Annotated in this window: 23 protein-coding genes; 10 read left to right on the top strand and 13 right to left on the bottom strand. The window is 54.6% G+C overall.

The genetic code is table 11. The features are described 5' to 3' along the window. Nucleotides 1-10 precede the first annotated feature (10 nt). Entirely contained in the window at nucleotides 11-1,837 is a 1,827-nt protein-coding gene (gene lepA, locus KIH26_RS06210; protein ID WP_213443475.1) for a translation elongation factor 4, read from the bottom strand. A gap of 680 nt (nucleotides 1,838-2,517) precedes the next feature. On the opposite strand from lepA, the gene KIH26_RS06205 reads away from it, so the two are divergent. After that, nucleotides 2,518-3,567 (top strand): S1C family serine protease, encoded by a 1,050-nt coding sequence (locus tag KIH26_RS06205; protein ID WP_213443469.1) that lies wholly within the window; start codon nucleotides 2,518-2,520, stop codon nucleotides 3,565-3,567. 48 nt (nucleotides 3,568-3,615) lie between these two features. On the opposite strand, the gene KIH26_RS06200 is transcribed toward KIH26_RS06205, so the two are convergent. Next, entirely contained in the window at nucleotides 3,616-4,455 is an 840-nt protein-coding gene (locus KIH26_RS06200) for a DUF6502 family protein (protein ID WP_213443467.1), read from the bottom strand. 221 nt (nucleotides 4,456-4,676) lie between these two features. Here KIH26_RS06200 and KIH26_RS06195 point away from each other — a divergent pair, with 221 nt between their 5' ends. The 4 genes from KIH26_RS06195 (at nucleotide 4,677) to KIH26_RS06180 (ending at nucleotide 7,582) form a co-directional block, all read left to right on the top strand. Beyond that, nucleotides 4,677-5,924: a DUF4382 domain-containing protein gene (locus tag KIH26_RS06195; RefSeq protein WP_213443465.1), complete on the top strand. Its 1,248-nt coding sequence runs from the start codon at nucleotides 4,677-4,679 to the stop codon at nucleotides 5,922-5,924. A gap of 58 nt (nucleotides 5,925-5,982) precedes the next feature. Next, nucleotides 5,983-6,387, top strand: a complete 405-nt coding sequence (locus tag KIH26_RS06190; RefSeq protein ID WP_213443463.1) for a hypothetical protein — start codon at nucleotides 5,983-5,985, stop codon at nucleotides 6,385-6,387. Nucleotides 6,388-6,667: 280 nt separating this feature from the next. After that, nucleotides 6,668-6,868 carry a PaaI family thioesterase gene (locus tag KIH26_RS17145; protein WP_349627847.1) on the top strand — a complete coding sequence of 67 codons (201 nt, stop codon included), beginning with the start codon at nucleotides 6,668-6,670 and terminating at the stop codon, nucleotides 6,866-6,868. Nucleotides 6,869-7,234: 366 nt separating this feature from the next. Next, entirely contained in the window at nucleotides 7,235-7,582 is a 348-nt protein-coding gene (locus tag KIH26_RS06180) for a hypothetical protein (protein WP_213443461.1), read from the top strand. Nucleotides 7,583-7,812: 230 nt separating this feature from the next. Here the strand turns inward: KIH26_RS06180 and KIH26_RS06175 are convergent, their stop codons facing one another. From KIH26_RS06175 to polA, 11 genes are all read right to left on the bottom strand, one after another. Then, nucleotides 7,813-8,055, bottom strand: a complete 243-nt coding sequence (locus KIH26_RS06175; RefSeq protein WP_213443459.1) for a hypothetical protein — start codon at nucleotides 8,053-8,055, stop codon at nucleotides 7,813-7,815. Between the two features lie 145 nt (nucleotides 8,056-8,200). Then, on the bottom strand, nucleotides 8,201-9,916 hold the full coding sequence (gene soxB / locus KIH26_RS06170) for a thiosulfohydrolase SoxB (RefSeq protein WP_213443458.1): 1,716 nt from the start codon (nucleotides 9,914-9,916) through the stop codon (nucleotides 8,201-8,203). A 5-nt stretch (nucleotides 9,917-9,921) separates the two neighbouring features. Beyond that, nucleotides 9,922-10,386 carry a hypothetical protein gene (locus KIH26_RS06165; RefSeq protein ID WP_213443456.1) on the bottom strand — a complete coding sequence of 155 codons (465 nt, stop codon included), beginning with the start codon at nucleotides 10,384-10,386 and terminating at the stop codon, nucleotides 9,922-9,924. Between the two features lie 2 nt (nucleotides 10,387-10,388). After that, nucleotides 10,389-11,054 carry a sulfur oxidation c-type cytochrome SoxX gene (gene soxX, locus KIH26_RS06160; protein ID WP_213443454.1) on the bottom strand — a complete coding sequence of 222 codons (666 nt, stop codon included), beginning with the start codon at nucleotides 11,052-11,054 and terminating at the stop codon, nucleotides 10,389-10,391. Between the two features lie 14 nt (nucleotides 11,055-11,068). Next, complete coding sequence (gene soxA / locus KIH26_RS06155) at nucleotides 11,069-11,893, bottom strand: sulfur oxidation c-type cytochrome SoxA (protein ID WP_249660975.1); 825 nt, start codon at nucleotides 11,891-11,893, stop codon at nucleotides 11,069-11,071. Between the two features lie 148 nt (nucleotides 11,894-12,041). Further along, complete coding sequence (gene soxZ, locus KIH26_RS06150; RefSeq protein ID WP_213443452.1) at nucleotides 12,042-12,353, bottom strand: thiosulfate oxidation carrier complex protein SoxZ; 312 nt, start codon at nucleotides 12,351-12,353, stop codon at nucleotides 12,042-12,044. A 27-nt stretch (nucleotides 12,354-12,380) separates the two neighbouring features. After that, the gene (gene soxY, locus KIH26_RS06145) at nucleotides 12,381-12,845 is read right to left on the bottom strand and encodes a thiosulfate oxidation carrier protein SoxY (protein WP_213443450.1); all 465 of its coding nucleotides are present in this window, start codon (nucleotides 12,843-12,845) and stop codon (nucleotides 12,381-12,383) included. A gap of 156 nt (nucleotides 12,846-13,001) precedes the next feature. After that, complete coding sequence (locus KIH26_RS06140) at nucleotides 13,002-14,168, bottom strand: c-type cytochrome (RefSeq protein ID WP_249660974.1); 1,167 nt, start codon at nucleotides 14,166-14,168, stop codon at nucleotides 13,002-13,004. A 109-nt stretch (nucleotides 14,169-14,277) separates the two neighbouring features. Then, entirely contained in the window at nucleotides 14,278-15,642 is a 1,365-nt protein-coding gene (gene soxC / locus KIH26_RS06135) for a sulfite dehydrogenase (protein ID WP_213443447.1), read from the bottom strand. A gap of 2 nt (nucleotides 15,643-15,644) precedes the next feature. Further along, nucleotides 15,645-16,004, bottom strand: a complete 360-nt coding sequence (locus tag KIH26_RS06130; RefSeq protein WP_213443445.1) for an ArsR/SmtB family transcription factor — start codon at nucleotides 16,002-16,004, stop codon at nucleotides 15,645-15,647. Between the two features lie 149 nt (nucleotides 16,005-16,153). Further along, on the bottom strand, nucleotides 16,154-18,925 hold the full coding sequence (gene polA, locus KIH26_RS06125; protein WP_213443443.1) for a DNA polymerase I: 2,772 nt from the start codon (nucleotides 18,923-18,925) through the stop codon (nucleotides 16,154-16,156). Nucleotides 18,926-18,975: 50 nt separating this feature from the next. Here polA and KIH26_RS06120 point away from each other — a divergent pair, with 50 nt between their 5' ends. From KIH26_RS06120 to KIH26_RS06100, 5 genes are all read left to right on the top strand, one after another. After that, on the top strand, nucleotides 18,976-19,929 hold the full coding sequence (locus KIH26_RS06120) for a homoserine kinase (protein WP_213443441.1): 954 nt from the start codon (nucleotides 18,976-18,978) through the stop codon (nucleotides 19,927-19,929). A 64-nt stretch (nucleotides 19,930-19,993) separates the two neighbouring features. After that, on the top strand, nucleotides 19,994-20,794 hold the full coding sequence (locus KIH26_RS06115; RefSeq protein WP_213443439.1) for a BPSS1780 family membrane protein: 801 nt from the start codon (nucleotides 19,994-19,996) through the stop codon (nucleotides 20,792-20,794). Nucleotides 20,795-20,826: 32 nt separating this feature from the next. Beyond that, nucleotides 20,827-21,585, top strand: coding sequence for a FecR family protein (locus KIH26_RS06110; protein WP_213443437.1), 759 nt, complete (start codon nucleotides 20,827-20,829; stop codon nucleotides 21,583-21,585). A gap of 95 nt (nucleotides 21,586-21,680) precedes the next feature. Then, nucleotides 21,681-23,543 (top strand): gamma-glutamyltransferase family protein, encoded by a 1,863-nt coding sequence (locus tag KIH26_RS06105; protein ID WP_213443435.1) that lies wholly within the window; start codon nucleotides 21,681-21,683, stop codon nucleotides 23,541-23,543. A 199-nt stretch (nucleotides 23,544-23,742) separates the two neighbouring features. Next, a complete protein-coding gene (locus KIH26_RS06100; RefSeq protein WP_213443434.1) occupies nucleotides 23,743-24,414 on the top strand; it encodes a TetR/AcrR family transcriptional regulator in 672 nt (223 codons plus the stop codon). Nucleotides 24,415-24,428: the final 14 nt, after the last annotated feature.

Genomic DNA, 24,428 nt, shown 5'->3' with positions numbered 1-24,428 from the left:
TTCTCAGACATTAATCTTCCACCTGCAAAATAGCCAAAAACGCTTCTTGCGGCACTTCCACCGTGCCGATTTGCTTCATGCGTTTTTTACCCGCCTTCTGCTTTTCCAAGAGCTTTTTCTTACGCGTGATGTCGCCGCCGTAGCATTTCGCGAGCACGTTTTTGCGCAAGGCTTTGATTGTCTCACGCGCAATGATGTTGCCGCCAATCGCCGCTTGAATGATCACGTCATACATTTGGCGGCTGATGATCTCGCGCATTTTGGCGGCTACTGCTCGGCCACGGTAGGTCGCCTGTGTGCGGTGAACGATGATCGACAAAGCATCCACCTTGTCGGAGTTCAGCAGCATATCCACCTTCACCACATCGGAAGCGCGGTATTCCTTGAATTCGTAATCCATCGAGGCATAGCCACGGCTTACCGATTTGAGCTTGTCAAAGAAATCTAGCACGATCTCGCCCAAAGGCATGTCGTAAGTCAACACCACTTGGCGGCCTTTGTAAGCCATATTCAGCTGCACACCGCGCTTCTGGTTGGCTAGCGTCATCACCGAGCCCACATATTCTTGCGGCACATAAATATGCACCTCCACAATCGGCTCGCGGATTTCTTCGATGCGCGAGACTTCCGGCATCTTCGATGGGTTTTCCACCAGAAGCGTCTCAGGATCTTTCCCGCCGGTCACTACTTCATACACCACGCTCGGCGCGGTGGTGATCAGGTCTTGGTCAAACTCACGCTCTAAACGCTCCTGCACGATTTCCATGTGCAACAGCCCCAAGAAACCGCAGCGGAAACCAAAGCCCAGCGCCTGCGAGACTTCCGGCTCAAAGCGCAGCGCGGAATCATTGAGCTGGAGCTTCGTCAACGCATCACGCAATTGCTCATACTGGCTAGATTCGCTTGGGTACAAACCGGCAAACACCTGCGGCTGAATCTCCTTAAAACCAGGCAGCGGCTCGGAAGCTGGCGCAATATTCATCATGCCCAGCTCGCCGCGTGTGACCACGCGCGTGACTGTATCGCCCACGCGAGCCGATTTCAATTCCTTGATGCCCGCAATGATGTAGCCCACCTCGCCCGCTTCCAGAGATTGGCGCGGCGAGTTCGATGGCGTGAACACACCAATGCTGTCTGCGTTGTACTGCGTCTCGGTCGCCATCAAGTGAATCTTGTCGCCCTTGAGCAAGCGCCCGTCCACCACGCGCACCAGCATCACCACGCCCACATAAGCATCAAACCAGCTGTCCACAATCATCGCGCGCAGCGGTGCATCCGGGTTTCCACGCGGTGGCGGCACTTTGGCCACGACAAGCTCAAGCACATCATCGATGCCCATGCCCGTCTTCGCCGAAATTGGAATCGCATCGCTGGCATCCAAGCCGATCACTTCTTCGATTTCTTTTTTCGCAGAATCCGGATCAGCCTGCGGCAAATCCATTTTGTTCAGTACGCACGAAACTTCCACGCCGAGATCAAGCGCGGTGTAGCAGTTCGCCACCGTCTGCGCTTCCACACCTTGCGATGCATCCACCACGAGCAGCGCGCCTTCGCATGCGGAGAGTGAGCGAGAGACTTCGTAAGAGAAGTCCACATGGCCCGGTGTGTCGATCAAATTCAAGTTATAAATTTGCCCATCGCGCGCTTTGTATTGCAGCGCAGCGGTCTGCGCCTTGATAGTTATCCCACGCTCTTTCTCGATGTCCATCGAATCCAAAACTTGCTCGCTCATTTCGCGATCTGTGAGGCCACCGCAGCGATGAATCAAACGATCAGCGAGCGTGGATTTGCCGTGATCGATGTGCGCGATGATGGAAAAATTTCTAATGTGCTTCATCAACAAAATTCTCAAACTATTTCTTTAAGTGCTTGATCTGTATGGCAGTTAGCAGAGTGCATTTACTAGCGCGCAAGAAAAAGGGCGCGTCGTTGTGTGACGCGCCCTGTAAACCAACAATCAATTGGCAACTGCGATAGTTGGACTTTCATTGTAGGGCAAGCGCGTCTTGGGTACACGGGAAAATTCTCTAATTTTTCTTCGTTGCGGGCTTGCAACGCGAAGTTATCAACAAGTTATTCACAAAATTTGTGGATGTTTCAGGGATGGTTTGGGGAAGGCCTGTGGATAGCAGGTGGATGGCCTGTGCGCATCCCGCATCATGAATTCCAAAGCCTCTGATATACCCAAAACTATTGAACCAATACCTAGATTTTAGCGGTTTTCGATCTAAGAACACCCGTCTTGTTGGTTCTCACTAACTTATCTAAGGCTTTTGAGGAATTTGTAGCAAGTTGTATTTGCACCAAAACCTTACGTCGATTGTGGCCTTGATCAGACTGATCAAAAAATGCCTTGACAAACGAATTTCTCAAAGGAAAACGGTCTCTAGCCGGCGTATTTATTGCGCAAGCAGCTATCAAATATATAGCTCTGAAAAATTCGACTCCAATAGCTGCAATCTGCTTGCAAGCCTCGGCGTTAAAGAGCAAGATATCTTCATCTTCTGGAGATTCATCATGCGCCTGAATTCACTCCCTTCACTCCTGCTAGCAGCATCAGCATCGCTCCTCATATTGCCGCTGCAAGCCGCCACCCCTCCTGCATCAACCACTTCGCCAGCCAGCGCACAAGACACGATCAACGCCCTCACCAAAGCGCAATCCGCCGTCGTCGGCGTGCAGGTCACCGCCGCAGAAGGCGCGCGCTCTGCGCAAACGCTAGGGGCAAGTCGCAGCGGCTCCGGCGTCGTCATCGGCGCAGATGGCTTGGTGGTCACGATCGGCTATCTCATCTTGGAAGCGGATGATGTGCAGATCACCACACCCGACAGAAAAACCGTGCCCGCCCGCGTCGTCGCTTACGACCTCGCCACCGGCTTCGGCCTCATCCGCCCTGTCGTCCCCCTGCGCGGCATCTCCCCCGTCGCGCTAGGTGGCTCTGCAGACATCAAAACCGGCGAAGCCCTCATGGCCAGCACCGGCGCATCGCGCGATGAAGATGCCGATGTGAACATGACCCAGCTAGTGAGCAAGCGCGCCTTCTCCGGCTACTGGGAATACCACATCGAAAACGCCCTCTTCACCAGCCCACCCATGCAAAACCATTCCGGCGCACCGCTCTTCAATCAAAAAGGCGAGCTGCTGGGCATCGGCAGCCTCTTCGTGATGGATGCGATGGGTCAAAACGTGCGCCTGCCCGGCAACATGTTCGTCCCTGTTGACCTGCTCAAGCCCATCATGGCCGAGATGCTGCAAACCGGCAGCAGCAAACTCTCCAAGCGCCCTTGGCTGGGCCTCACCTCTGCCGAGCAAGGCGGCCGCGTACAAATCATGCGCATCAACGCAGACAGCCCCGCACAAGCCGCAGGCCTGAAAGTAGGCGATGTGGTGCTCGCGGTGGATGATGCAAAGGTCGCCACACTTGAGACCTTCTACAAAAAAATCTGGGATCGTGCTTCACCTGAAGGCGAGATCAAGCTCACCGTGCTGCAAGGCGCGGATTTGAAGACGATCACGCTGAAAGCAGTGGATCGCATGAGCACGATGCGCAAGCCGGCAGGAATTTGAGATGGCCATGCATCGCTAGGCGGCGACCATCCAAATCAAAACTAGCTTTTAACTCGCTTCGCTTGTCGCTCTCTCGCCTACCGCATCAGCTTGGGTCGACGCTTGCATTGGCTCATAGTATGTGTAGATGCCGATGCGCATACGGTGGCTACCGCTCGCCGCAGACGCTTCTTCAGCTTTCAAAATGTTGTCAAACAAGATGCTGTGTGTGTCATTCCATCGTTCTCGGGTGGCTTTCTGCAATTGCTGACAGGCCTGTTCGGTCAATCCGTCAGCAAATACCGAGCGCTCCAAAAACAAGGGTGCCTGTGTAATATTGTGCACAGCCGCAAGGAGGTGGTCGCTGGTGTTATCAGCGAGGAAGGACATCATCAGTTGATAGTCATTGCTGGGAACAAAGCCCTTAGGATCGATTTCGACCGTTCCCTCGCTCACCTGCACCACACCTAAACGTTCAAGCTCATCCAGCACTGTTTTGTAGTGAACATCGCCTTTTGTTTCTTGAAGCACGAGACTCTCAAAGCAAATCTCTTGTTCGGCATCTTGTGCAACCGTCAACTGAGCTAAATCCGCATGCTCGCGCGCGAGTTGAAGCCAACGTGTATAGACGCGACTGGGCACCGACATTTGCGTATCCACCAACGAAGCCTGAGCTTGCTTGACGCGAACACTCAGATCTTTACGATGCAGTCCAGTCACAGAAGCAAGCTGGCTCACGTTGCCGCGACGGTCAGTTTCGCTTAAAACCAGTTTGGCTTCATCAAGCAAGACGGTTCGCATTAAGTGATCCAACTCTGCGTACTTCAAACCCGTTTTCAGCGCCAGCCTTACGACGGGTTTGAGCAATTTCAGTATCGCCAGTTGAACCAGTTCAATTTTTTGCTGCATGATTTTGCATAAAGTATTCCGCAACACTGTAAAAAATGACACTCGTCGCCGCTAATCATTTTCAATCTTTTTGTTGATTGTACTTGCTTTTGGGAAAAATTCCCATATACTCCCTGTATACAGGTAAAAGGGTGCAATCAATGCAATGCTCAACAACTTCGCAGTTAACTAAAAGGCCCAGCTTGCTTGGCAGAGTTAATGCCTGTTTGTTGGCATGGTTGGTGGCCTCCTTCTTAGTTGCTTGTGGTGGGGGCGGCACCGGCGCGGTAGGCGGCATAGTAGGCGGCGCAGGAGTTACTAGCGGCGATGTAAGTGGCGTCGAGGACGGCGGGGTTAATACGAGTGTTGGCGGTGTCGGTGGAGGCAGCGGCGGAACAGGCGCGCCAAGTGGCTCGTTGTCAGTTGGGCTCACCGATGCGCCTGCCTGCGGCTACAACCATGTGTATGTGACCGTGGAAAAAGTGCGTGTGAATCTGAGCGATACTGCTTCTGACGCAGATGCAGGCTGGAGTGAGATTGCTCTGCCCGCGCCAAAACGCATCGACTTGCTGACCCTGACCAACGGTGTCGTTGAGCCACTGGGCAGCACCAATTTGCCCGCAGGTAAATACAGGCAACTTCGCTTGGTATTGGCATCCAACACCACAGCCAACCCATTTGCCAATGCAGTGGTGCCTACCGGTGGCAGCCAGGTCGCTCTTGATACGCCTAGCGCACAACAAAGCGGCTTGAAGTTGAAAACAGATTTCGATGTGGCAGCCAGTCAGCAAACCAACATGGTGATCGACTTTGACGCCTGCAAATCAGTCGTGAAAGCGGGCAACTCCGGAAAGTACCAGCTCAAGCCTGTGCTGTCGGTATTCAAACGCGGCAATACCGGGATCGAAGGCTATGTGGCCTTGCCTCTGGCCAATAGCAACACCATCGTGTCAGCGCAGCAAAACGGTGTGTCTATTCGCTCTACCGTGCCCAACACCAGTGGACAATTTATCCTCAGTTTTCTACCCGCAGGCACCTACACCCTGGTGATCAACAGTACGGGCTACTCAACCGGAGTGATCACAGGCATTCCAGTAGCGACTGCAGCGGGCAATACAACCGTGAGCAGTAGCGCCAGCCCGTTTGCACTCGGCGCATCATCGATGAGTGCTGTCAGCGGCACGGTGACATTGGCTGGTGCCCCAGCGACTACTGCAACGATTGGCATCACACAAGTCTTAACGAGCGCCGGCACGGTCAGCTTGGCGCAGCTATCGGTCGATTCCGTCAGCGCCACCTACGGTATCAGCTTGCCTCGTTTGGCACCTCAGCTCGGGGTTTATTCAACAACCACCAAACCAGCACTACTGAGTGCCGACAACGCTGCAGCCGGCAACTATCGCATCACTGCGCAAGCCCTGGGTTCGACTCAAGTCGCTCCGGTCAATGTGAGCAGTGGCGATGTATCCCAAGGTTTTGTGTTTCCTTGAGCGCAACCCGAGCACAAGCACCCCATTGTTTCAAGCCAATCTCACCAGAAACTCTCCTATGAAGATGATCAATCTTTTACCTAAAAACATTGCCAGCATCGGCATTGCATGGGCTAAAAGCCTGAGTCTTTCAAGAACCAGCAGCGAAATGGACCTTGAGCCTGAGGCCAGCATATTGACAACAGATGATGCGCAATACATCGCAGGACGCGTGAAACTCATACGCCAAGAGATGCAACGCTGTGTCTGTGAATTACCCACTCCAGCAGCTCTTACGGTTGGGCGGCGTATTCACTTTGCACGCGATGTGCAGGATTTGTGGTACCTGCGCAGCGATCTGATGGCCCTGCTCAGCAGTGAAACCGATGAGCGCGAGGCACGCATCAAAATCGAGCGTATCACTCGCCTGTTTCACGGCTTGATGCCCGACAGCATGTTTGGGCAAAAGACATACGTTCATTGAAGCTATTGAGCATCGCCATGAAGGCCTGATGCGACAGGAGTTAAAAGTATCCTGCATCAACAGTGTTATTCTCAATCGATGGATGCACCAACTCTCCAAGCCGCCCTCCCCGAATACTTCGCCCCCTGGGTGCAAGCTTTAAATCTCAAAGTTGAAAGCAGCGAAGCCAGCCAAGTGCTATTGCGCCTGCCCTTCTCGCAAGATCTCTGCCGAGTAGGCGGCATGGTCTGCGGCCAATCCATGATGGCCGCCGCAGACACAGCCATGTGTGCTCGCCCTCATGCAACACCTCGGCGAATTCCGCCCCTGCACCACCGTGCAGATGAACACCAGCTTCTTAAAACCCCTGAGTGGTCAAGATGGCTTGATCACGGCCAGCGTTTTGCGCGCCGGAAAGAACTTAGCTTTCGGTGAAATCGATATTCGCGGCGCAGATGGCAAAAGCGTTTGCCGCGCGACGACGACTTACGCATTGCTCTGAACTGTTGATCTCCAATATACCGTTCGGGCTGAGCCTGTCGAAGCCTCATCGTATTGCTAGTACTCAACCGTTTCACACCACCCGCTCACCTGCCACGTGACGTGCCCGAAAAAGCCGAGGCCTTTCTTCGTGTAGCGCTCTTGCCCGCAAGCGACGAGCTCCCACCATTTTTAGCAATGATGAGATGGTTTGCCGCGCCCGACCAAAGAAAGGCTTCGTTTTTTCAGACCCATCACGTAGCGGATTTAGGTTGTTGACGCATCGTTCCCCGCTCCGGGAAGATTGGGTTATAAATCAATCTTACGCACTATCAAACTTCTTCTCCACGCCATTTCTGGCTGGGATATGTCTTAGCAGGAGCGGCCAATGTTGAAGCAATTTGAAGAACTTGCTGTACTGGAACAGGGTGACGACGGCGCAATCGTGTCCATTAGCGGACAAGGGGGTCCGTCAGTTATTCTTGAGCCAAACTACATCGCTCACCTTGACCGCGTACTTTCAGGCGTGCTTGCGGAAATTGACGTCAATCCCATTTCTAGCACTCACCCTAGCCTGAAACTACTTTGCGCTGAGATTAGAACGCTCGTGTCAACCTACGAAGATACTTGCAACAAATACGGGAACCCTGAAAGCCCTTCTGCAGCGAGAACTATCGCTAGTGCGCTCGATGAACTCGATGAGCTCCGCAAGCGATTCGATGCAATCATTTCGTAAAGTGCCAAGAATATCCACCCGCTACGTGATGGGTCTGAAAAAACGAAGCCTTTCGCTGGTCGGGCGCGGCCAACCATGCAATCATCGCTACAAAAGATCGCAGCTCGTCGCTTGCGGGCAAGAGCGCCTCACGAAGAAAGGCCTCGGCTTTTTCGGGCACGTCACATGGCAGGCGAGCGGGTGGTGTGAGACGCGAAGCGCGCTAACTCAACAAACAAGTTAAGAAAAGCTCAGGGCTTCTTCTCTTCTTTTTTCTCGGGCTCAACTTCAGGCTTTGTCTCGGGAGGTTTAGGCAATTGCCCAGAAGCGCCCACGCTCACTGAGCCGCCACCTGCGCCAACGCCTACTGAGCCAGAGACTGTACCGCCACCACCGATGCTTACACCTACGCCACCTATTTTGCCGACGGGCAAGCTGATGCCAATGCTTGGGCTCACACCCGCGCAGGCGGTGAGCAGGACTGCAATGCTCATTAAAGCCAATAATTTATGAGAAAAACGGCATATCGCCGGCATAGAATCTGCGCGGAGTGCTATTGAATTCATAGTGATATCCCTCTCAAGAAAACGCAGGATACGCTTACGACCTAGCGTTTGAGTGCGTTCAATCAATACAGTTTCACACGATTCCGGGGTTGCCGTCTAATCCGAGAAGTTTCGGATTGTTCACGCGCACGGGTTTGAGCACTTTTTGGCTTTTGAGGTAGGTCTCCACCACATCCCAGACCGGTGGCCCGGCGTTTTTGCTGGCTTCTTGCACGGGCGCCCAGCCTGCCACTTTGTAAGTCTTATTGGGATCAATCAGCTGGCCTTTGAGCCGCATCTCGGAGATACGCTCACCGCTTTTCGCACCCGGCGCGCAGGTGTAGCTCATGCCGGCCACGCGCACCATGTCGCCGCCTTGTTGGTAATACGGATCGGGGTTGAAGAGGTTGTCGCACACGTCTTCCAAAATGATCTTGAGCATGTCGCCTTTGATGTCGGTCACGGTCGTCCACGGGTAGGTGATGGCGGTTTGATCCATCACATGCTCGCGCGTGATCTGCTGGCCGGGCAGCAGCGATGTGCCCCAGCGGAAGCCGGGCGAGAACGCGATCTCCGCGCCGCGCACTTGCATGAGTGCATCCATGATCACCTGATCCACACTGCCTGCGAAATTGCCGCGTCTGTAGAGCAAGCCTTCCGTAACCGCCAGAGGCTCTTCCAGCTTCGCTTTGAATGGCGCGCGCACTTTGTCGATGTAGGCCTGCATCTCGCGATCAGCCGGCAGCATATTGGCAAACACGGGCAGCAAGCGGTAGTTCACAGCCTTCACTTTTCCCTGCTGCACATCAATATCCAGCACGCCGAGAAATTTGCCATTGCTGCCGGCATTGGTCACCAGCGTTTGCCCATCCGTGCGCGTGATCATCGTTGGCTTAGGCACGCCATCATGCGTATGCCCACCCAGAATCGCATCAATGCCAGTGACGCGGCCAGCCAGCTTCAGATCCACATCCATGCCGTTGTGGCTGAGCAGCACCACCGCCTGCGCGCCCTGCGCCTTGGCCTGGTTCACCTGCTTTTGCAGCTCTGCCTCTTGGATGCCAAACGTCCAGCTCGGCACCTGCCAGCTCGGGTTCGCAATCGGCGTGTAGGGAAAGGCTTGGCCAATGATGGCCACTTTCGCGCCATTCATTTCTTTGATCACGAAAGGCTTGAAGACTGGATCTTCAAAGTCTTTCGTCTTCACGTTTTGCGCGACGAAATCGATCTTGCCTTTGAAGTCACCTTCAATGATCTGCTTGACGCGCTCTTCACCATAGGTGAATTCCCAGTGCGCCGTCATCACATCTACGCCAAGCAGTTTGCAAGCGTCCACCATGTCTTGTGCATTCGTCCACAGCGATGTCGCGCTGCCCTGCCAAGTGTCGCCCCCATCGAGCAACAAGCAGCCAGGCCGCGAGGCCTTCAGGCGCTTCACCAGAGTAGCCAAATGCGCAAACCCACCTACCTTGCCATACTGCTTCGACGCCCGCTCAAAGTCGAGATAAGTATGCGCATGCGCCTCCGCGCTACCCGCCTTCAATCCCGCATATTTCAGCAAATGCTCACCCACGAGATGCGGCACCTTGCCCCACATGCTCCCAATTCCAATATTCGCATCCGGCTCGCGAAAGTAAATCGGCAAGAGCTGCGCATGGCAATCGGTCATGTGCAGCAGATGCACATTGCCGGTTTTAGGAACGTCATACAGGCGCTGCGCTTCTTGGGCGTTAGCCTCTCTTGACAAAGGGAAGCCTGCGACGGCGGCGGCAGTGAGGACAGAAGAAAATTCGCGGCGGGTGAGATTCATATACGTTAGTCGTAATCACATTCTTTGGGGAATTGCCCCGAGGCTTTGATTTTTGCAAAGCATCCTAAAGGCAATGATTTCGCAATTACTAGACGATAGTCAGGGCATTTACCAGTCTTGTCTCCTAAGGCCTTACCTTTCTCATACCTACAAACTACACCGCCAGAACGATCAGCAGACCAAATAGCGACGGCCTCTCCTTTGACAACATGCGTCTTAGATACCAGCAGCCACTTATCAGTGTCTTGATACCACATGGATTGACAGCCAGTAAAACTCCGATTGATTTGTGAAGCACGAGGGTAAATCAGCAACTTGTTGCTATGCATGGCCTCTTCACCCGAATCGCTCGGCGGCGCTTCTAATTTGCAACTCGTACCTGAGAAGTCAGCTGGCGCATTTGCAAACGCCGAAGACATTACTACAGATGCAATCAATAGCACCCCTGCCTTTACGGTAAATAGCGTCAAGTTCACTTATTAACTGGTGAATCAGGCGACAACAATAGCGCCATCACATGCTTGATCTGTTGCTCGGTCAAGATGCCTGCATCGCCGAAGCGGGGCATGTTGCTGCAGAGGTTGACGCTGTGGGTGTTCCAGATGCGGGCCCATGTGTATTTCACGATGGGCTCGGCTTCTTTGCTGTTGGCATCTTTGACTTGACGGATCGCGCCGTATTTCAAGAGGCTGGGGCCTTGGTTGCCGTAGCTGATCTCTTGCGGGCTGATTTGGTGGCAGGCGTAGCAGTTGGCGCCATTGGGCACGCCAGCTGCATCTGTGAATTGCATGCCTCGGCCGTTTTGCGCGATGCGCTCGCCTTCACGCCAATCACCGATGAAACCGTCTTTCGGATACGGGATTTTGTCGTAGAGCGCGGTCTGGATTTTATCGGCGGTTTTCTTGTCGATGTCTTTGCCGGTCATGTTGGCTTCGGAGCAGAGGCGCTGGATTTCGGTTTGATCGAGGCGATCGAGTTTGGCGATGCCGCGCTCGCTGAAGCTGCTTTTGATGGCGGCGAGGGACTCTTCTGCACTGGGCAAAGTGGTGCAGCCTGCAATAAGTAAGGTCGCAGTAGTTGCTACTAAAGTGATAGCTGCTCGCGCAGTAAATACGCCGGCGATATGCTGTTTTTTCATTGAAATCTCCCGTTTTAACGCTTAATAGCAGGTGCAGCCATCTTGCCGCCATTGGCGTTCACGCCCATGAAGGTGATGAGATCGACCGAGGTTTGCGAGAGGTATTGCAGCTCAGGAAAGCGCTGCTGGCGGAAGCAATCGTACAAGCGCCATTGCATGGTGCGCACCGCGCCTTGGCTCACGCGATAGGCAGGCCATTGGCTGAAGGCGGCTTGAGCCGGGGCGGTTTTGGTGAGGTTAGGCAGATCTTGCAGGCGGATGCGCTTGCCATCTTCACTGTGGCAAGCGGCGCAAGAAAAATCGTACGGACCGCCTTTGAAATAGAAGGCTTGCTTGCCGCGCTCAAAAGAAGCTTTCTCCAGCGCATGGCCTTGCGGCACTTTGATCGTCTCGCCGCGTGATTCGTCGTACACAAAGGCTACGAGGTCTTCAATCATCGTGGCGCGCTGGCCTTCGCCGCTGAATACCGTACGCGGCGTGAAGTCTTCCCGCTTCGCACCCTGGAAAGTCACCATGCAATGCACGAGGCGGGACTCTATATCCATCACTTTTTTCACATCGCCAAAGTACTTGGGCAGTTGTGCCACTGCGCCTTTGACTTTGCCAATACCTAAGCCCAGATCGCAGCTTTCGGCAAGCGATTTACCGCCGCGCTTGGCATTCCAAATGCCTTCGCCGCGAGCTGCATTTAAGTCAGCAGGGTTGCCATCTTGCAAGGATTGGCGGTATTCGTTGATCGCATCTTGCGCAGATTTTTGCTGCGCTTGCGCAGGGGATGCTACAAAAAATATAGCTGCTAGCGCAATAGATACGCCGGCGAATCGTGTTTTTTTCTTCAATTTCGTCTCCAATGTTCTACGAATAGAACGCAAAAGACGCAAAACCACACAGAAGACGCAAAAGAGAATTCAATGAATTAAATTTTGCGCTGTTTGCGTGGTTTTGCGCCTTTTGCGTTCTTTTATTTAGCGTTCAAACAACCTAACCTCAAGCAATCGCCGCTTCGTCAGTCCGCGTTTCGCCTTTGTTGTCCACCCAAGTGACTTTCACCTTGTCACCCGCTTTGCCACCTTTGAAGGTGAACTGCGTGAATGGGTTCTTCGAAACCGCAGGCCCCCATTGGGCGCTGAAGACGGGTTTGCCGGCGTATTCGGCTTTGATGGTTTGGATGAAGTGCGCGGGCACGTTTTTGCCGTCAGCACCACGGCGCTGGCCGGTTTCCATTTCGTGGCTCACGAGCACGCGAACAGTGGTTTTGTCGCCCTGAACTTGGGCACGGATTCTCATTGGATCTGTCATGTTAATTCTCCTAAAGTTTGCCCAAGATCAACCGCCGCAGCCGCCGAGCGTGACTTTGACTTCTTTTTGCGCATACAAGAATTTGTCGCCCGCTTTCGCCAATGCGATCACATTGCTCGATTGCCCCATCTTGATATTGGTCGCGAAGTTGGCATCCGTGCCAGGGATCACATCAAACACGGCGCTCACTGCGTTGGGATTTTTCTCAACGAGCAAGGCAATCTGCGTGACAGCGGGATTGGTCGTAGCCACACCGATACGCACAACGTTGCCGTTTTCAGCGATCTCAGGCGCGGTGAGCTGCACATCGGCGCTCACTGTGGCAGCTGAGCTACCGCCCATGGCTTTGACAGCATCTGCCAAGCTCTTGGTGTCAAAAGCGGCTTTGTTCCAGCCAGCGGCTTGCGCAAAACTCACGGCCGGCAGCCAGCCTGCGCCAGCAGCCAAGGCGATCACGGCTGCGCCTTTTTGGTTCAAATCACGACGTTTCATAAAACACTCCTATTGCAATCAGAAAATTGTAGATGCCCAGCGCGTTGTTTGCATTGGAATCATCCCTATACCTTGAACGTAAAGCGAATTCATTTAGAGGACACAGCATGCCCGCCGGTTTCAATTCATTGGCAATAAGCTTATTTTCCATGCTTCTCACCTTTGAGCCCCTTGTACCAACCATTGTGCGACCCGTGAGCTCTCGGCCTCGCTGATGCTCTGCGCTGGCATGGGGATTTGTCCATACACGCCCTGCCCGCCATTTTTGATTTTTGCAGCGAGATAGGCTTGCGCATCGACGCGCTTGCCCTGCTTGGCGACGATTTCTTTGAAGCTCGGCCCCACGAGTTTGTTGTCCATGCCGTGGCATGCGATGCAGGCATATTTTTGCAACGTGGGCATCACATCAGCAGACTTGAGCGCGGCAGACGCAGCGGGTGATGAAGGCATCGTGTTCGGCGTTGCTACGACGGGAGCAGCCGCAACAGACGCTCCTGAATTCGTAGCACTCAGCGCAGATTCCTTGCCAGTGAGTGCCTGATTTGGCTTAGAAACCAGCGCTGCAGATACTGCGGCGGGCTGGGTGGTATCCGCACCGCGCGAACCACCCAAACCGCGAGATTGCTCGGCCAAATTGCCATGCGCATCGCGCGCATGGGCTGGCAAGAAACTAGCCACCTTGGGCTCTTGCTTGCAATCTTTCATGCAGGCCGAGCCTTGCACATCGGGCTTTTTCATGCCACCTAGCTCATTGCCAGGCCACATCGCATGAGCGGTAGTTTTGCCGTTTCGATTGGGCAAGCGGTTTTGCACGTCACGGATGTTTTGATCGCTCAGGGTAAAGTCACCGGGCACGATATTGCCTAAATTCAGCATATAAGCCGTGACTGCGTAGACCTCATCTGCCGTCATGGATTTAGGTGCAGTCCAAGGCATAGCGCGGTTGACGTAATCCCATAGCGTGGAAATGCTAGAGAGCTTCATCAGCGTCGTGCGCTGAGGGGTGTTGGCACCGGGCAGGAGTGAAGCAACGCGGCCAGTCTCAATGTCTTTCGCGGTCGTGTTGCCAGCGATGGGCGTGAATACTTCATTGCTCTCGCCAAAACTGCCATGGCAACCAGCGCATTGCGCTTCCCAAATTTTCTCGCCTTGAATGACTGAGCCTTTGCCGGGCGGCAAGCCTTTGAAATCGGGTCGAACATCAATATCCCAAGCTTTGACCTCGGCTGGCGTGGCTGCTCTTCCTATGCCTTCGAACTTTGTTTGGGCTGAGGTTATCGTGATACTGGAAATGAGAACGCAAAAGACACAGAGGGAACGCAAAAGACGCAAAAAAAGAAAATGAAGTTTTAATTCAAAATCTTCTGCGAATTTTACGTTTATTTTGCGAATTTTGCGTTCTATTGGTTGGTTCGCCAATAACGCAAGATTTTCAAGAAAGCTGAACATTTTTCACCTCGCCGCTTTCTTCGATCAACCATGTTTGGATCGCGTTGTTGTGATAAATGCTCCTAGCCCCACGCACTTTGCGCAGCTCAGAATACGTGGGTTGGATATGCCCAGTCTCATCGGTCGCTCGGCTCATGAGCAAAGCGGGCTTGCCATTCCAATTCCAGGGCAAGTTAAAGCGCGTCAGGCATTTGGAGAGCACGGGCGTTTGCATCTGCGCGGGCATCCAGTTGCGCCCACCATCCACACTCACATCCACTTTGCGAATCTTCCCTCGCCCGCTCCAAGCGAGGCCCGTGATCTGATGCGTGCCTTTATCCAGCAGCACCTGCCCGCCACTGGGCGATGTGATCACAGATTTCACTTCTTGAATGCTCGAATACTGCCGATGCGTGCCATCGGGCATCAAATCCACATAATGCAGCACCTCATCCTTCGCGCCATAAGGCTGATCGCCCAGCTCAATGCGACGCAGGTATTTCACCCAGCTCACGCCCTGCGCACCGGGGACGACCAAGCGCAGCGGGTAGCCATTTTCAGGCCGCAGCATTTCACCGTTTTGTCCATAAGCTACCAGCACTTCGTCGTTCATCACGAGGCTTATGGGGATCGTACGCGTCATGCCCGAGCCATCAGCACCTTCAGCCAGCACGAATTTTCCGCGCTTGAAATCTGCACCACACATCTCCAGCAGCAAGCGTAGCGGCACGCCAGTGAACTCGCTGCAAGAAATCATGCCGTGCGTGTATTGCACCGTCGGCACAGCCACATTGCCCCACTCCATGCCGGTGTTCGCACCGCATTCGATGAAATGAATCCGGCTCACGCTGGGCAAGCGCATCAGGTCATCCATCGTGAAGACCATCGGCGTTTTCAGCATCGTCTGATCGCTGCCATTCACCATGAATCGATGTTTGTCCGGCTCAATATCCCACCAGCCTTGATGATGCCGCTCAAAATGCAGGCCGCTGGGCGTGATGATGCCAAAGAGCCCTTGCAGCGGCGTGAAGCTCACGCTGGCTTGACTCACGCGCGTGAGCCCTGGGCTTTCGCGGCGCTGCAGGTTTTTCTCATAGGCGCTCGGCACGCCGTAGCCACGCGCTGCCACGGCTTGGCCAAGGGCTTTGCTGTGTGCAGGCAGCTCCAAGATATTTGGATCGCCTTGGCCAGATACTGGATTAGATTGGGCTCTAGCGCCCGTAGATGCTGCGCCAGCAGCTACAAAAGCAGTAGCAAATGCAGAGGAAATAAATCCGCGTCGCCCTGCTTTCAACTCAGCACGCGCCTGAGGAATATCTTGCCGCGCTATGAAATTTTCAGGCGCTTTTTGCAAAAATCGATTCAGCATCTTCAAACCCTCGCCAGCAGCCGCTCAGACGCGGGAAGAAGCATCGGCTCATCCAACTCAATCGCTACCTGCGTGCAGACGCTGCGACACAGCGCCACTGCCTTCTCGCTCTGCACCCGGTAAAACACCTGCGCACCCTCTTTGCGTTTGGCCAAGATGCCGGATTGATACAGCACAGAGAGATGCTGAGAAAGATTCGGCTGCGTGGTGTCAATGCGCGAAAGCAGATCAGACACCGTGCGCTCGGTATCGCACAGAGCGCTCAAAATCTGCAAGCGCGTGGGCGAACCCATCAAACTAAACAGCTCGGCTGCGCGTTCAAATACGAGCTTTGATTCGTCGATTTCCGTCGTTGTAGGCATACAAACATTCAAATATAAGCAATTTCTTATATTTGAATATGGACTCAACTTCGCTCAAAGAGGATAAACCCTCATCCCGTTCTGGGTGAGCTTGTTGAAGCCCAGCCTACCCTTCGGCCAGCTCAAAGTGAACGGACTAGATGACTCGATTAGTGCGCCTTATCCCAGTTCTCGCCAACCCCGACTTCAGCCACCAGAGGCACTTTCAGCTGGGCCACGCTGGCCATGATGCGGGGGATTTCTACCTTGAGCCAATCGAGTTCGTCTGAAGGCACTTCAAACACCAGTTCGTCGTGCACTTGCATGATCATCTTGGTTTTCAAGGCTTTCGTATCGAGCTCGCGTTGTACAGCATTCATACTAAGTTTGATCAAATCAGCCGCTGTACCTTGCATGGGCGCGTTGATCGCGGCACGCTCTGCGCCAGCTCGGCGTGGCCCGTTGGGGCTGTTGATTTCGGGAAGATAGAGGCGACGGCCGAGCACGGTTTCTACATAGCCTTTGCTCTTGGCGGCGAGTCGCGTTTCGTCCATATAGGTTTTCACACCTGCGAAGCGCTGAAAGTATCGCTCGATGTAGTTCTTCGCAGCGGTGTTGTCGATGCTCAGTGCTCGCGCCAAGCCGAAGGCGCTCATGCCATAGATGAGCCCGAAGTTGATCACCTTGGCATAGCGGCGCTGCTCGCTGCTGACTTCGCTGGCGGGCAGGCCAAACACTTCAGCAGCTGTAGCGCGGTGAACGTCAATGCCATCGGTGAAGGCTTTGATGAGCGCTTCATCGCCGCTGATATGCGCCATGATGCGCAGCTCAATTTGGGAATAATCAGCGCTGGCAATCAACGAGCCAGCAGGTGCGACGAAAGCCTCGCGCACGCGGCGGCCTTCAGCTGTTTTGACGGGGATGTTTTGTAAATTAGGATCGTTGCTGGATAAGCGGCCTGTGACGGCCACGGCTTGCGCGTAATGTGTGTGCACGCGACCTGTGCGTGGGTGCGCGAGCTGAGCCAGCTTGTCGGTATACGTGCCCTTGAGTTTGGAGAGGCCGCGATGCTCCAAGATTTTGGCGGGCAGCGGGTAGTCTTCAGCGAGTTTTTCTAGCACCTCTTCATCGGTGCTCGGCGCGCCAGTGGCGGTTTTCTTGATGACTGGCAAACCCAGCTTGGTGAAGAAAATCTCTCCGATTTGCTTAGGCGAAGCGAGGTTAAATGGCTGCCCGGCCAAATCATGCGCCTGCGTTTCCAACTGCATGATGCGCTGACCCAGCTCATGGCTTTGCGTGGCCAGTTGCTGCGCGTCGATCATCACACCGTTGCGCTCGATGCGATACAGGCTTTCTGAGCTTTCTATTTCAAGTTCATAGATGCCGCGCAGCTTCTCGTTGGCTTCCAGCTTTGGCCAAAGAGCGAGATGCACATCCAGCGTTTGATCAGAGTCTTCGCAAGAGTATTCAGAAGCCTTGGCCACATCGACTTGCGCAAACGAGATTTGGTGCGCGCCTTTGCCGCACAAATCTTCATAGCTGATGCCTTTGCGCCCCACATGGCGCTCAGCCAAACTCGTGAGGTTATGGGGTTTGTGCACTTCCAGCACGTAGCTTTGCAGCATCGTGTCGTGCACATAGCCCTGCACTTCGATGCCGTGGTTAGCAAACACATGACGGTCGTACTTGACGTGTTGGCCGAGCTTTTTGTATTTCGCGTCTTCTAGCCAAGGTTTGAGCTTGGCGAGCACTTCATTGAGCGGCAACTGCTCGGGCGCATCTGGGTAGCTGTGCGCCAGCGGAATGTAGGCCGCCTCGCCGGGCTGTATGCTGAAGCTGATGCCAACGATCTGGGCTTGCATCTCGTCGATGGAGTTGGTTTCTGTGTCGAGTGCGGTGAGTGAGGCCGCTTTGATTTTTTCTAACCACGCATCAAATGCTTCCCAGGTAAAAATCGTGTCGTATTTCTTATCACTGACTTTCGAAACTGCAGGCTCAGCATCTGCAAACAAATCGTCCATGACGCTTTGCACAGGTGCAGGTGTAGTGGATTTTTTACCTAAGCTTGCAGCCAGTCCCTTGAAGCCATATTTCAGATAAAAAGTACTCAAAGCCTCCGTATCATCTGCGCGAACAGCTACTGAATTCATAGCAGGTAGACCGTCAATATGTCCTGCCAAATCACAATCCGTCTTGATCTTGAGCAGCTCACGCCCTTTGGGCAGCCACTCGCGCGCCTTGCGCAAATTCTCTCCAGCCACGCCCTTGATCTCATCGGCTCTTGCCAGCAAATTTTCCAGCGATCCAAATTCGGTGAGCCATTTCGCAGCCGTTTTTGGCCCCACTTTTTCCACGCCGGGTACGTTGTCCACCGTATCGCCCACGAGGTTTTGATAGTCGAGCATGAGCGAGGGCGGTACGCCAAACTCAGCGGTCACACCCGCCACATCGCGCTTTTTGCCATTCATCGTGTCGATGATGGTGATGTGCTCATTCACCAGTTGAGAGAGGTCTTTATCCCCACTGGAGATGATGACCTCCATGCCCTGCTCTGCGCCAATGCGCGCCATCGTGCCGATCACATCATCAGCCTCCACGCCAGGAACAGCCACTACTGGCCAGCCTTGTAGGCGCATCACCTCATGAATCGGCGCGATCTGGGTGCGCAAATCATCGGGCATGGGCGAGCGATTGGCTTTGTATTCGGGATAAAGCGCATCGCGGAAGGTGGGGCCGCTGGCATCAAAAATACACACGGCATACATGGACGGAAACTGCGTACGCAGCGAAGCCATCATATTGATCATGCCGCGAATCGCACCCGTGGCGGGGCTGCTCGGATCGCCGGGCACAGCGCGCAGATCGGGCATGGCGTGGAAGGCACGATAAAGGTAGCTCGAGCCATCTACGAGGAGGAGGCGGTTTTCTGGTGAGGAATTCATAGGCATATTGTGTACCCTCTACAATCTGAGCCAATTGATTTGATACAAAAATGGCTGTTTACACCGAAGTTTCCCTCGACGAAACGCAAAACCTCTTCACCCAGCTCGGCCTGGGCCAAGTCACCGATCTCCAAGGCTGCAAAGGCGGCATTGAAAACACCAATTACTTCGTTGACGCAGACACTGGGCGCTACGTGCTCACTCTGTTTGAGCGCCTGACTCATGAGCAGCTGCCGTTTTATCTGTATTTGATGAAGCACCTCGCGCAGCGCGGCATTCCTGTACCGGACCCGCAAGCCGACAAAACTGGCGATATTTTGCTCACGGTGCAAGGTAAACCAGCCTGCGTGGTGAATTGCTTGCGTGGTGGCAGCGAGCTCTCTCCTACTGCCGCGCATTGCGCCACCGTGGGTGCGATGCTCGCACGCATGCATGTAGCTGGGCGCGACTACGCGCGAATCCAGCCCAATTTGCGCAGCTTGTCTTGGTGGAATGAGACCATTCCCGTTGTATTACCGTACTTGACGCCAGATCAAACTCAACTCATCAAAAGCGAGCTTGCCTATCAAAATCATGTGGCAAGCAGCAGCGCATACAAAGCCCTGCCCTGTGGCCCGGTGCATGCGGATCTGTTTCGAGACAATGTGATGTTTGAAGCTGGCGAGCTCACTGGGTTCTTTGATTTTTATTTTGCTGGCGTCGATAGTTTCTTGTTCGACATCGCGGTGTGCTTGAATGATTGGTGCATTGACTTGGAGACAGGCTCTACAAACACCGAGAGACAAAGCGCTTTCCTGCAAGCCTATCAGTCTGAGCGCCCGTTCGAAGCCGCTGAGCAGCAACTTCTTCCCGCCATGCTACGCGCTGGCGCACTGCGCTTTTGGATATCTCGCCTGTGGGATTTCCACCTCCCACGCGAAGCCAGCTTGCTCAAAGCGCATGACCCCTCGCATTTCGAGCGTGTGCTGCGCGAGCGCATCAGCAAGCTCGCCATTCACCTTTAATGTGAACAAGTTCACAGCCTCGTTTTGAACTGATCTGTTTCACCCGCCTCAAAATCACAAGCACATGAAACTCCAAATCCTCCCTGCCAGCACCGGCATCACCTGGGTCAAGCTGGGTGTCAAAACATTTTTCAAGCAGCCCTTAGCGCTCGGCGGACTGTTTTTCATGTTTATGGCACTGGTTTCGGTGGCTTCTATCTTGCCACTGATTGGCGGCGCACTGGCATTGGCCATCGTGCCTGCAGCCACGCTGGGTTTGATGGTGGCCACGCTAGAGGCGCTGCGCGGTAAATTCCCGATGCCATCGGTTCTGGCCACAGCTTTTCGCGCAGGCCAGCAGCGCTTACGCGCCATGATTGTGCTCGGCGCGATGTATGCGCTGGGCTTTTTTCTGGTGATGGGCTTCACGACATTGTTTGATGGCGGGCAGTTCGCCAAGCTGTATATCGTCGGCGGCAAGCTCAACCGGGAAATGCTGGAGCAAAGTGACTTCCAAACGGCCGCCTTCATCGGCATGGGTTTGTATATCCCGCTCTCGCTCATGTTTTGGCATGCCCCAGCGCTCGTGCATTGGCATGGTGTCCCGCCGACCAAGGCGATCTTTTTCAGCCTGATCGCCTGCATGAAAAACTTCTGGGCTTACCTTGTCTACGGCCTGGGTTGGTTTGCTGTTTTCGCCTTTGGCGGCGTGGTCATCACCAGTATTTCCGTGCTGCTGGGCTCGCCAGCGATCGCTGCTGCATTGATGGTGCCCATGGTGCTGACAGTAGCGGCCATGTTTTTCACCTCGGTGTATTTCACTTTTCGAGATAGTTTTGTGCATACAGAAGAAACACCTACTGAAGCGCCTCCCCCCGCGGTTTAAATTCGTATCTAGCTTCCACATTAGGAGACAACATGACTCAACACATCCTGCAAGGTCGCACTGAAGATGAAGTGCTCTGGTTTCAACGCCGCAGCTTTTTGAGCGCTGCTGCTGCTTGGACGGCTATGGGCGGCGCAAGCGCTGCCCATGCTCAGCAGCGCAGCAATATCGTGGAATTGCAAGGCGATGCGCAAGTCAATGGTAGTCGCCTCACGCCACAAACCATCATCCAAACCGGTGACCGCCTGGAAACCGGGCCGGGCTCCAATCTGATCTTCGTGGTGGGCAATGCCTCTTTCCAAGTGCGCCAAAACACGCGCTTCACAGTGGAGCGTGGTGCCACATTGAATGCAGTGAGCGTGCTGCGTTTGCTCACTGGCGCCATCGCCAGCGTATGGGGCAAAGGCAGCAACCGCCAGATCGTCACGCCAACGCTCACTGCAGGTATTCGCGGCACAGGTGTCTACACCGAAGTGCGCCCTCAGCAAAATTTCCGCACTTATTTCTGCAACTGCTACGGCACGGTGGATGTGGCTGCAGGCACAGACCGCGCCCTCTCCCGCGCAGAGTATCACCAATCCTTCTGGGGAGAAGCAGCGCCTGTGAACGGCAAATTGCTCACCCCTGCAGGAGCCATCAATCACACCGACGAAGAGCTGGAGGTACTCGCCCGCCTTGTAGATCAGCGCACCGCTTGGCAGATAGCTGGGAAAAAAGGTGTGTATGACGGCAAAGGCTATATGGACGCTGCGCCTACCAATGTCCACCCAGCCGCAACCCCGCCCCGTTAATCAGGGTAATTCCCCTCGGCTCAAGCCCATCAGATTCGCTCTGTTGGGCTTTTTTGTTTAGACTGCATGCTAATAACAATTTTTTGGAGCATCCCATGACCATCCTTCGCCGCAGCTTCACCCTCTCCACCCTCGCCAGCGCCGCCCTACTGGCAGCCTGCGTCACAGCCCCCACCAACTTCAGCTATCAGCCTTATCAGCAACCCGAAGGCGCCTCTGGTATCACCGACAAGCCAGGCTGGGCAACCAGCAAATTCGCCGTAGCCGCTGCCAACCCGCTGGCCACCGATGCGGGCTACCAAGTGCTCAAAGCCGGCGGCAGCGCAGTTGATGCCGCGATTGCCGTGCAGCTCGTGCTCGGGCTGGTGGAGCCGCAATCCAGCGGTATTGCAGGCGGCGCTTTCCTTTTGCACCATGATGGCAAAAAGACAGAGGCTTTTGATGGCCGCGAAACCGCGCCCGCCGCAGCAGACGAAAACCTCTTCATGAAAGATGGCAAACCCATGACTTTCGATGAGGGCTTGGTCGGCGGCCGCTCTGTAGGCGTGCCAGGCGTGATGCGCATGCTGGAGATGGCGCATAAGCAATACGGCAAGCTGCCATGGGCCAAGTTGTTTGAGCCTGCGATTGCTCTGGCTGAAGGTGGCTTCAAGGTCAGCCCGCGCCTGAACACGCTCGTGAAAGCCGATGCGCATTTGAAGAAAGATCCTGTCGCTACAGCTTACTTCTACAAAGCCGATGGCGATGCACGCGATGTGGGCTTTAACGTGCGCAACCAAGCCTACGCCGATGTCTTGAAAGCCATGGCCGCACAAGGCAGCAAAGTCATGCACGAAGGCCCGATTGCACAAGCCATCGTCGATAAAGTGCAAAAGCACCCGACCAACCCCGGCAAGCTCACCATGGCAGATATGGCGGGCTACCAACCGAAAAAACGCGATCCAATCTGCGCCGACTACAAAGCCTCCACTGGCAAAGAATACGTGATCTGCGGTATGCCACCCCCATCATCGGGCATGATTGCCGTCGGCCAAATCCTCGGTACGCTTGGCGCTACCAATGCTGGCAACATCCAGCTCGAGCCCGATGGCTTGCCCGGCCCAGGCTGGCTGCATCTCTACACCGAAGCCTCCCGCCTTGCATTCGCAGACCGTGCGCAGTATTTGGGTGACCCAGATTTCGTGCCCGCTCCTGACGGCAAGATCGGCGGCAACTGGAGCGCTATGCTCGCCCCCGCCTACCTTGCTCAACGCGCCAGCCTGATCAAAGCCACTAGTATGAAAGGCGATGCCAAGCCTGGCGAGCCCTCCGCCATGCGCTCAGCCTTCGGCAAAGCTGCTGATCAACCTGAATACGGTACCAGCCACATCAGCATTGTCGATGCCTATGGCAACGCCCTCTCGATGACCACCACCATTGAAGCAGCCTTCGGCTCACGCCAGATGGTCAACCCCAGCAACCCCACTGCAGGCGGCGGCTTCTTGCTGAATAACGAGTTGACTGACTTCAACTTCGCACCCAACGACGCAGCCGGCAAGCCCACCGCCAATCGCGTGCAGCCCAACAAGCGCCCACGCAGCTCGATGAGCCCAACCATCGTGTTTGACAAAGCCGATGGCAAAGTCGTACTGACGGGCGGCAGCCCCGGCGGCGCGCTCATCATCCACTTCACCGCCAAGACGATCTACGGCATGCTCAATTGGGGTCTGAACGCACAGCAAGCCATCAACCTGCCTAACTTCGCAGCACTGGGCGCGCCTACCTTGCTCGAAGAAAAGCGCTTCCCAGCCAGCACGGTCGATAGCCTCAAAGCCCGTGGCCACGATGCCCGCGAGCAAGCCATGGTCAGCGGCCTGCAAGCCATTGGCCGCGCTAACCTGAACCCGGCTTCCGGCGGCGGCTCAGGCTGGTTTGGCGGCGCAGATCCACGGCGTGAAGGCGTGGTTCGCGGCGATTAAATTTTTAAGCATTTTCGGCACTTTGCCGGCGTAGAATCTGCGCAAGGCGCTACGTTTTTCGTAGCGCCTTTTTTGTCTTCAAGATGTGCATTGAGTGCTGAATCAGCGCTGTTCCTTTCAATTCAAGTGCGAGATGCAGGCAAATGCATCTAGGGTTTGTACGGTTGTACAAGTATTTTGTACAACTGTCTAATACAGCATGCTTCGCTCAGCTTCCCTATCCGCAAATATCACCGCTTCAACAGCGATCACAGATCGCCCTGATCGCAAGCAGGCCATCTTGCTAGCCGCAGAAAAATTGTTTGCGCAGCAGGGTTATCACGCCGTGACGATTCGGCAAATTGCGCAGGAAGCCGGTGTGCCACTGGCCTTGGTGGGTTATTACTACGGTGCCAAGCAAGAGCTTTTTCATGCGATTTTTGAGCACTGGTCTGGCACGATTGATGCGCGACTTGCCGCTTTATCGGAGGCCTTGGAGCAAGCTCCGAGCCGGCGTTTGGTAGCCATCGTGGAGGCTTTCATCGGCCCAGTGCTGGAGCTTCGTGCCAGCGAAGAAGGCGAATACTATGCACTCTTGGTTGCACGCGAGCTGATGAATGCCAGCCCAGAGGCAGATCGCGTCTTGCGGGATTACTTCGACCCTTTGGCGCATGCCTTCATTGATGCACTCAACAGCACTTTGCCACATGCCCGCCGCAGCGATGTGGCTTGGGCCTATCAATTTTCTTTGGGGTGCTTGCTCAATCACATCAGCGACAAGCGTATTGAACGCCTCTCCTTGAGTGAGGTTCAAGCCAACGATCCAGAGGCGCAAACGCTACTCGCTCGCTTCATCGCAGGCGGTATTCGTGCTGCGCTGCCCAAACCGTGAACCGCCAATTCATC

The organism is Variovorax sp. PCZ-1 (assembly GCF_018413605.1).
Classification (GTDB): Bacteria; Pseudomonadota; Gammaproteobacteria; order Burkholderiales; family Burkholderiaceae_C; genus JANMDU01.
The sequence above is the reverse complement of the archived record's forward strand: the minus strand, read 5'-3'. Positions and strand labels throughout refer to the sequence as shown.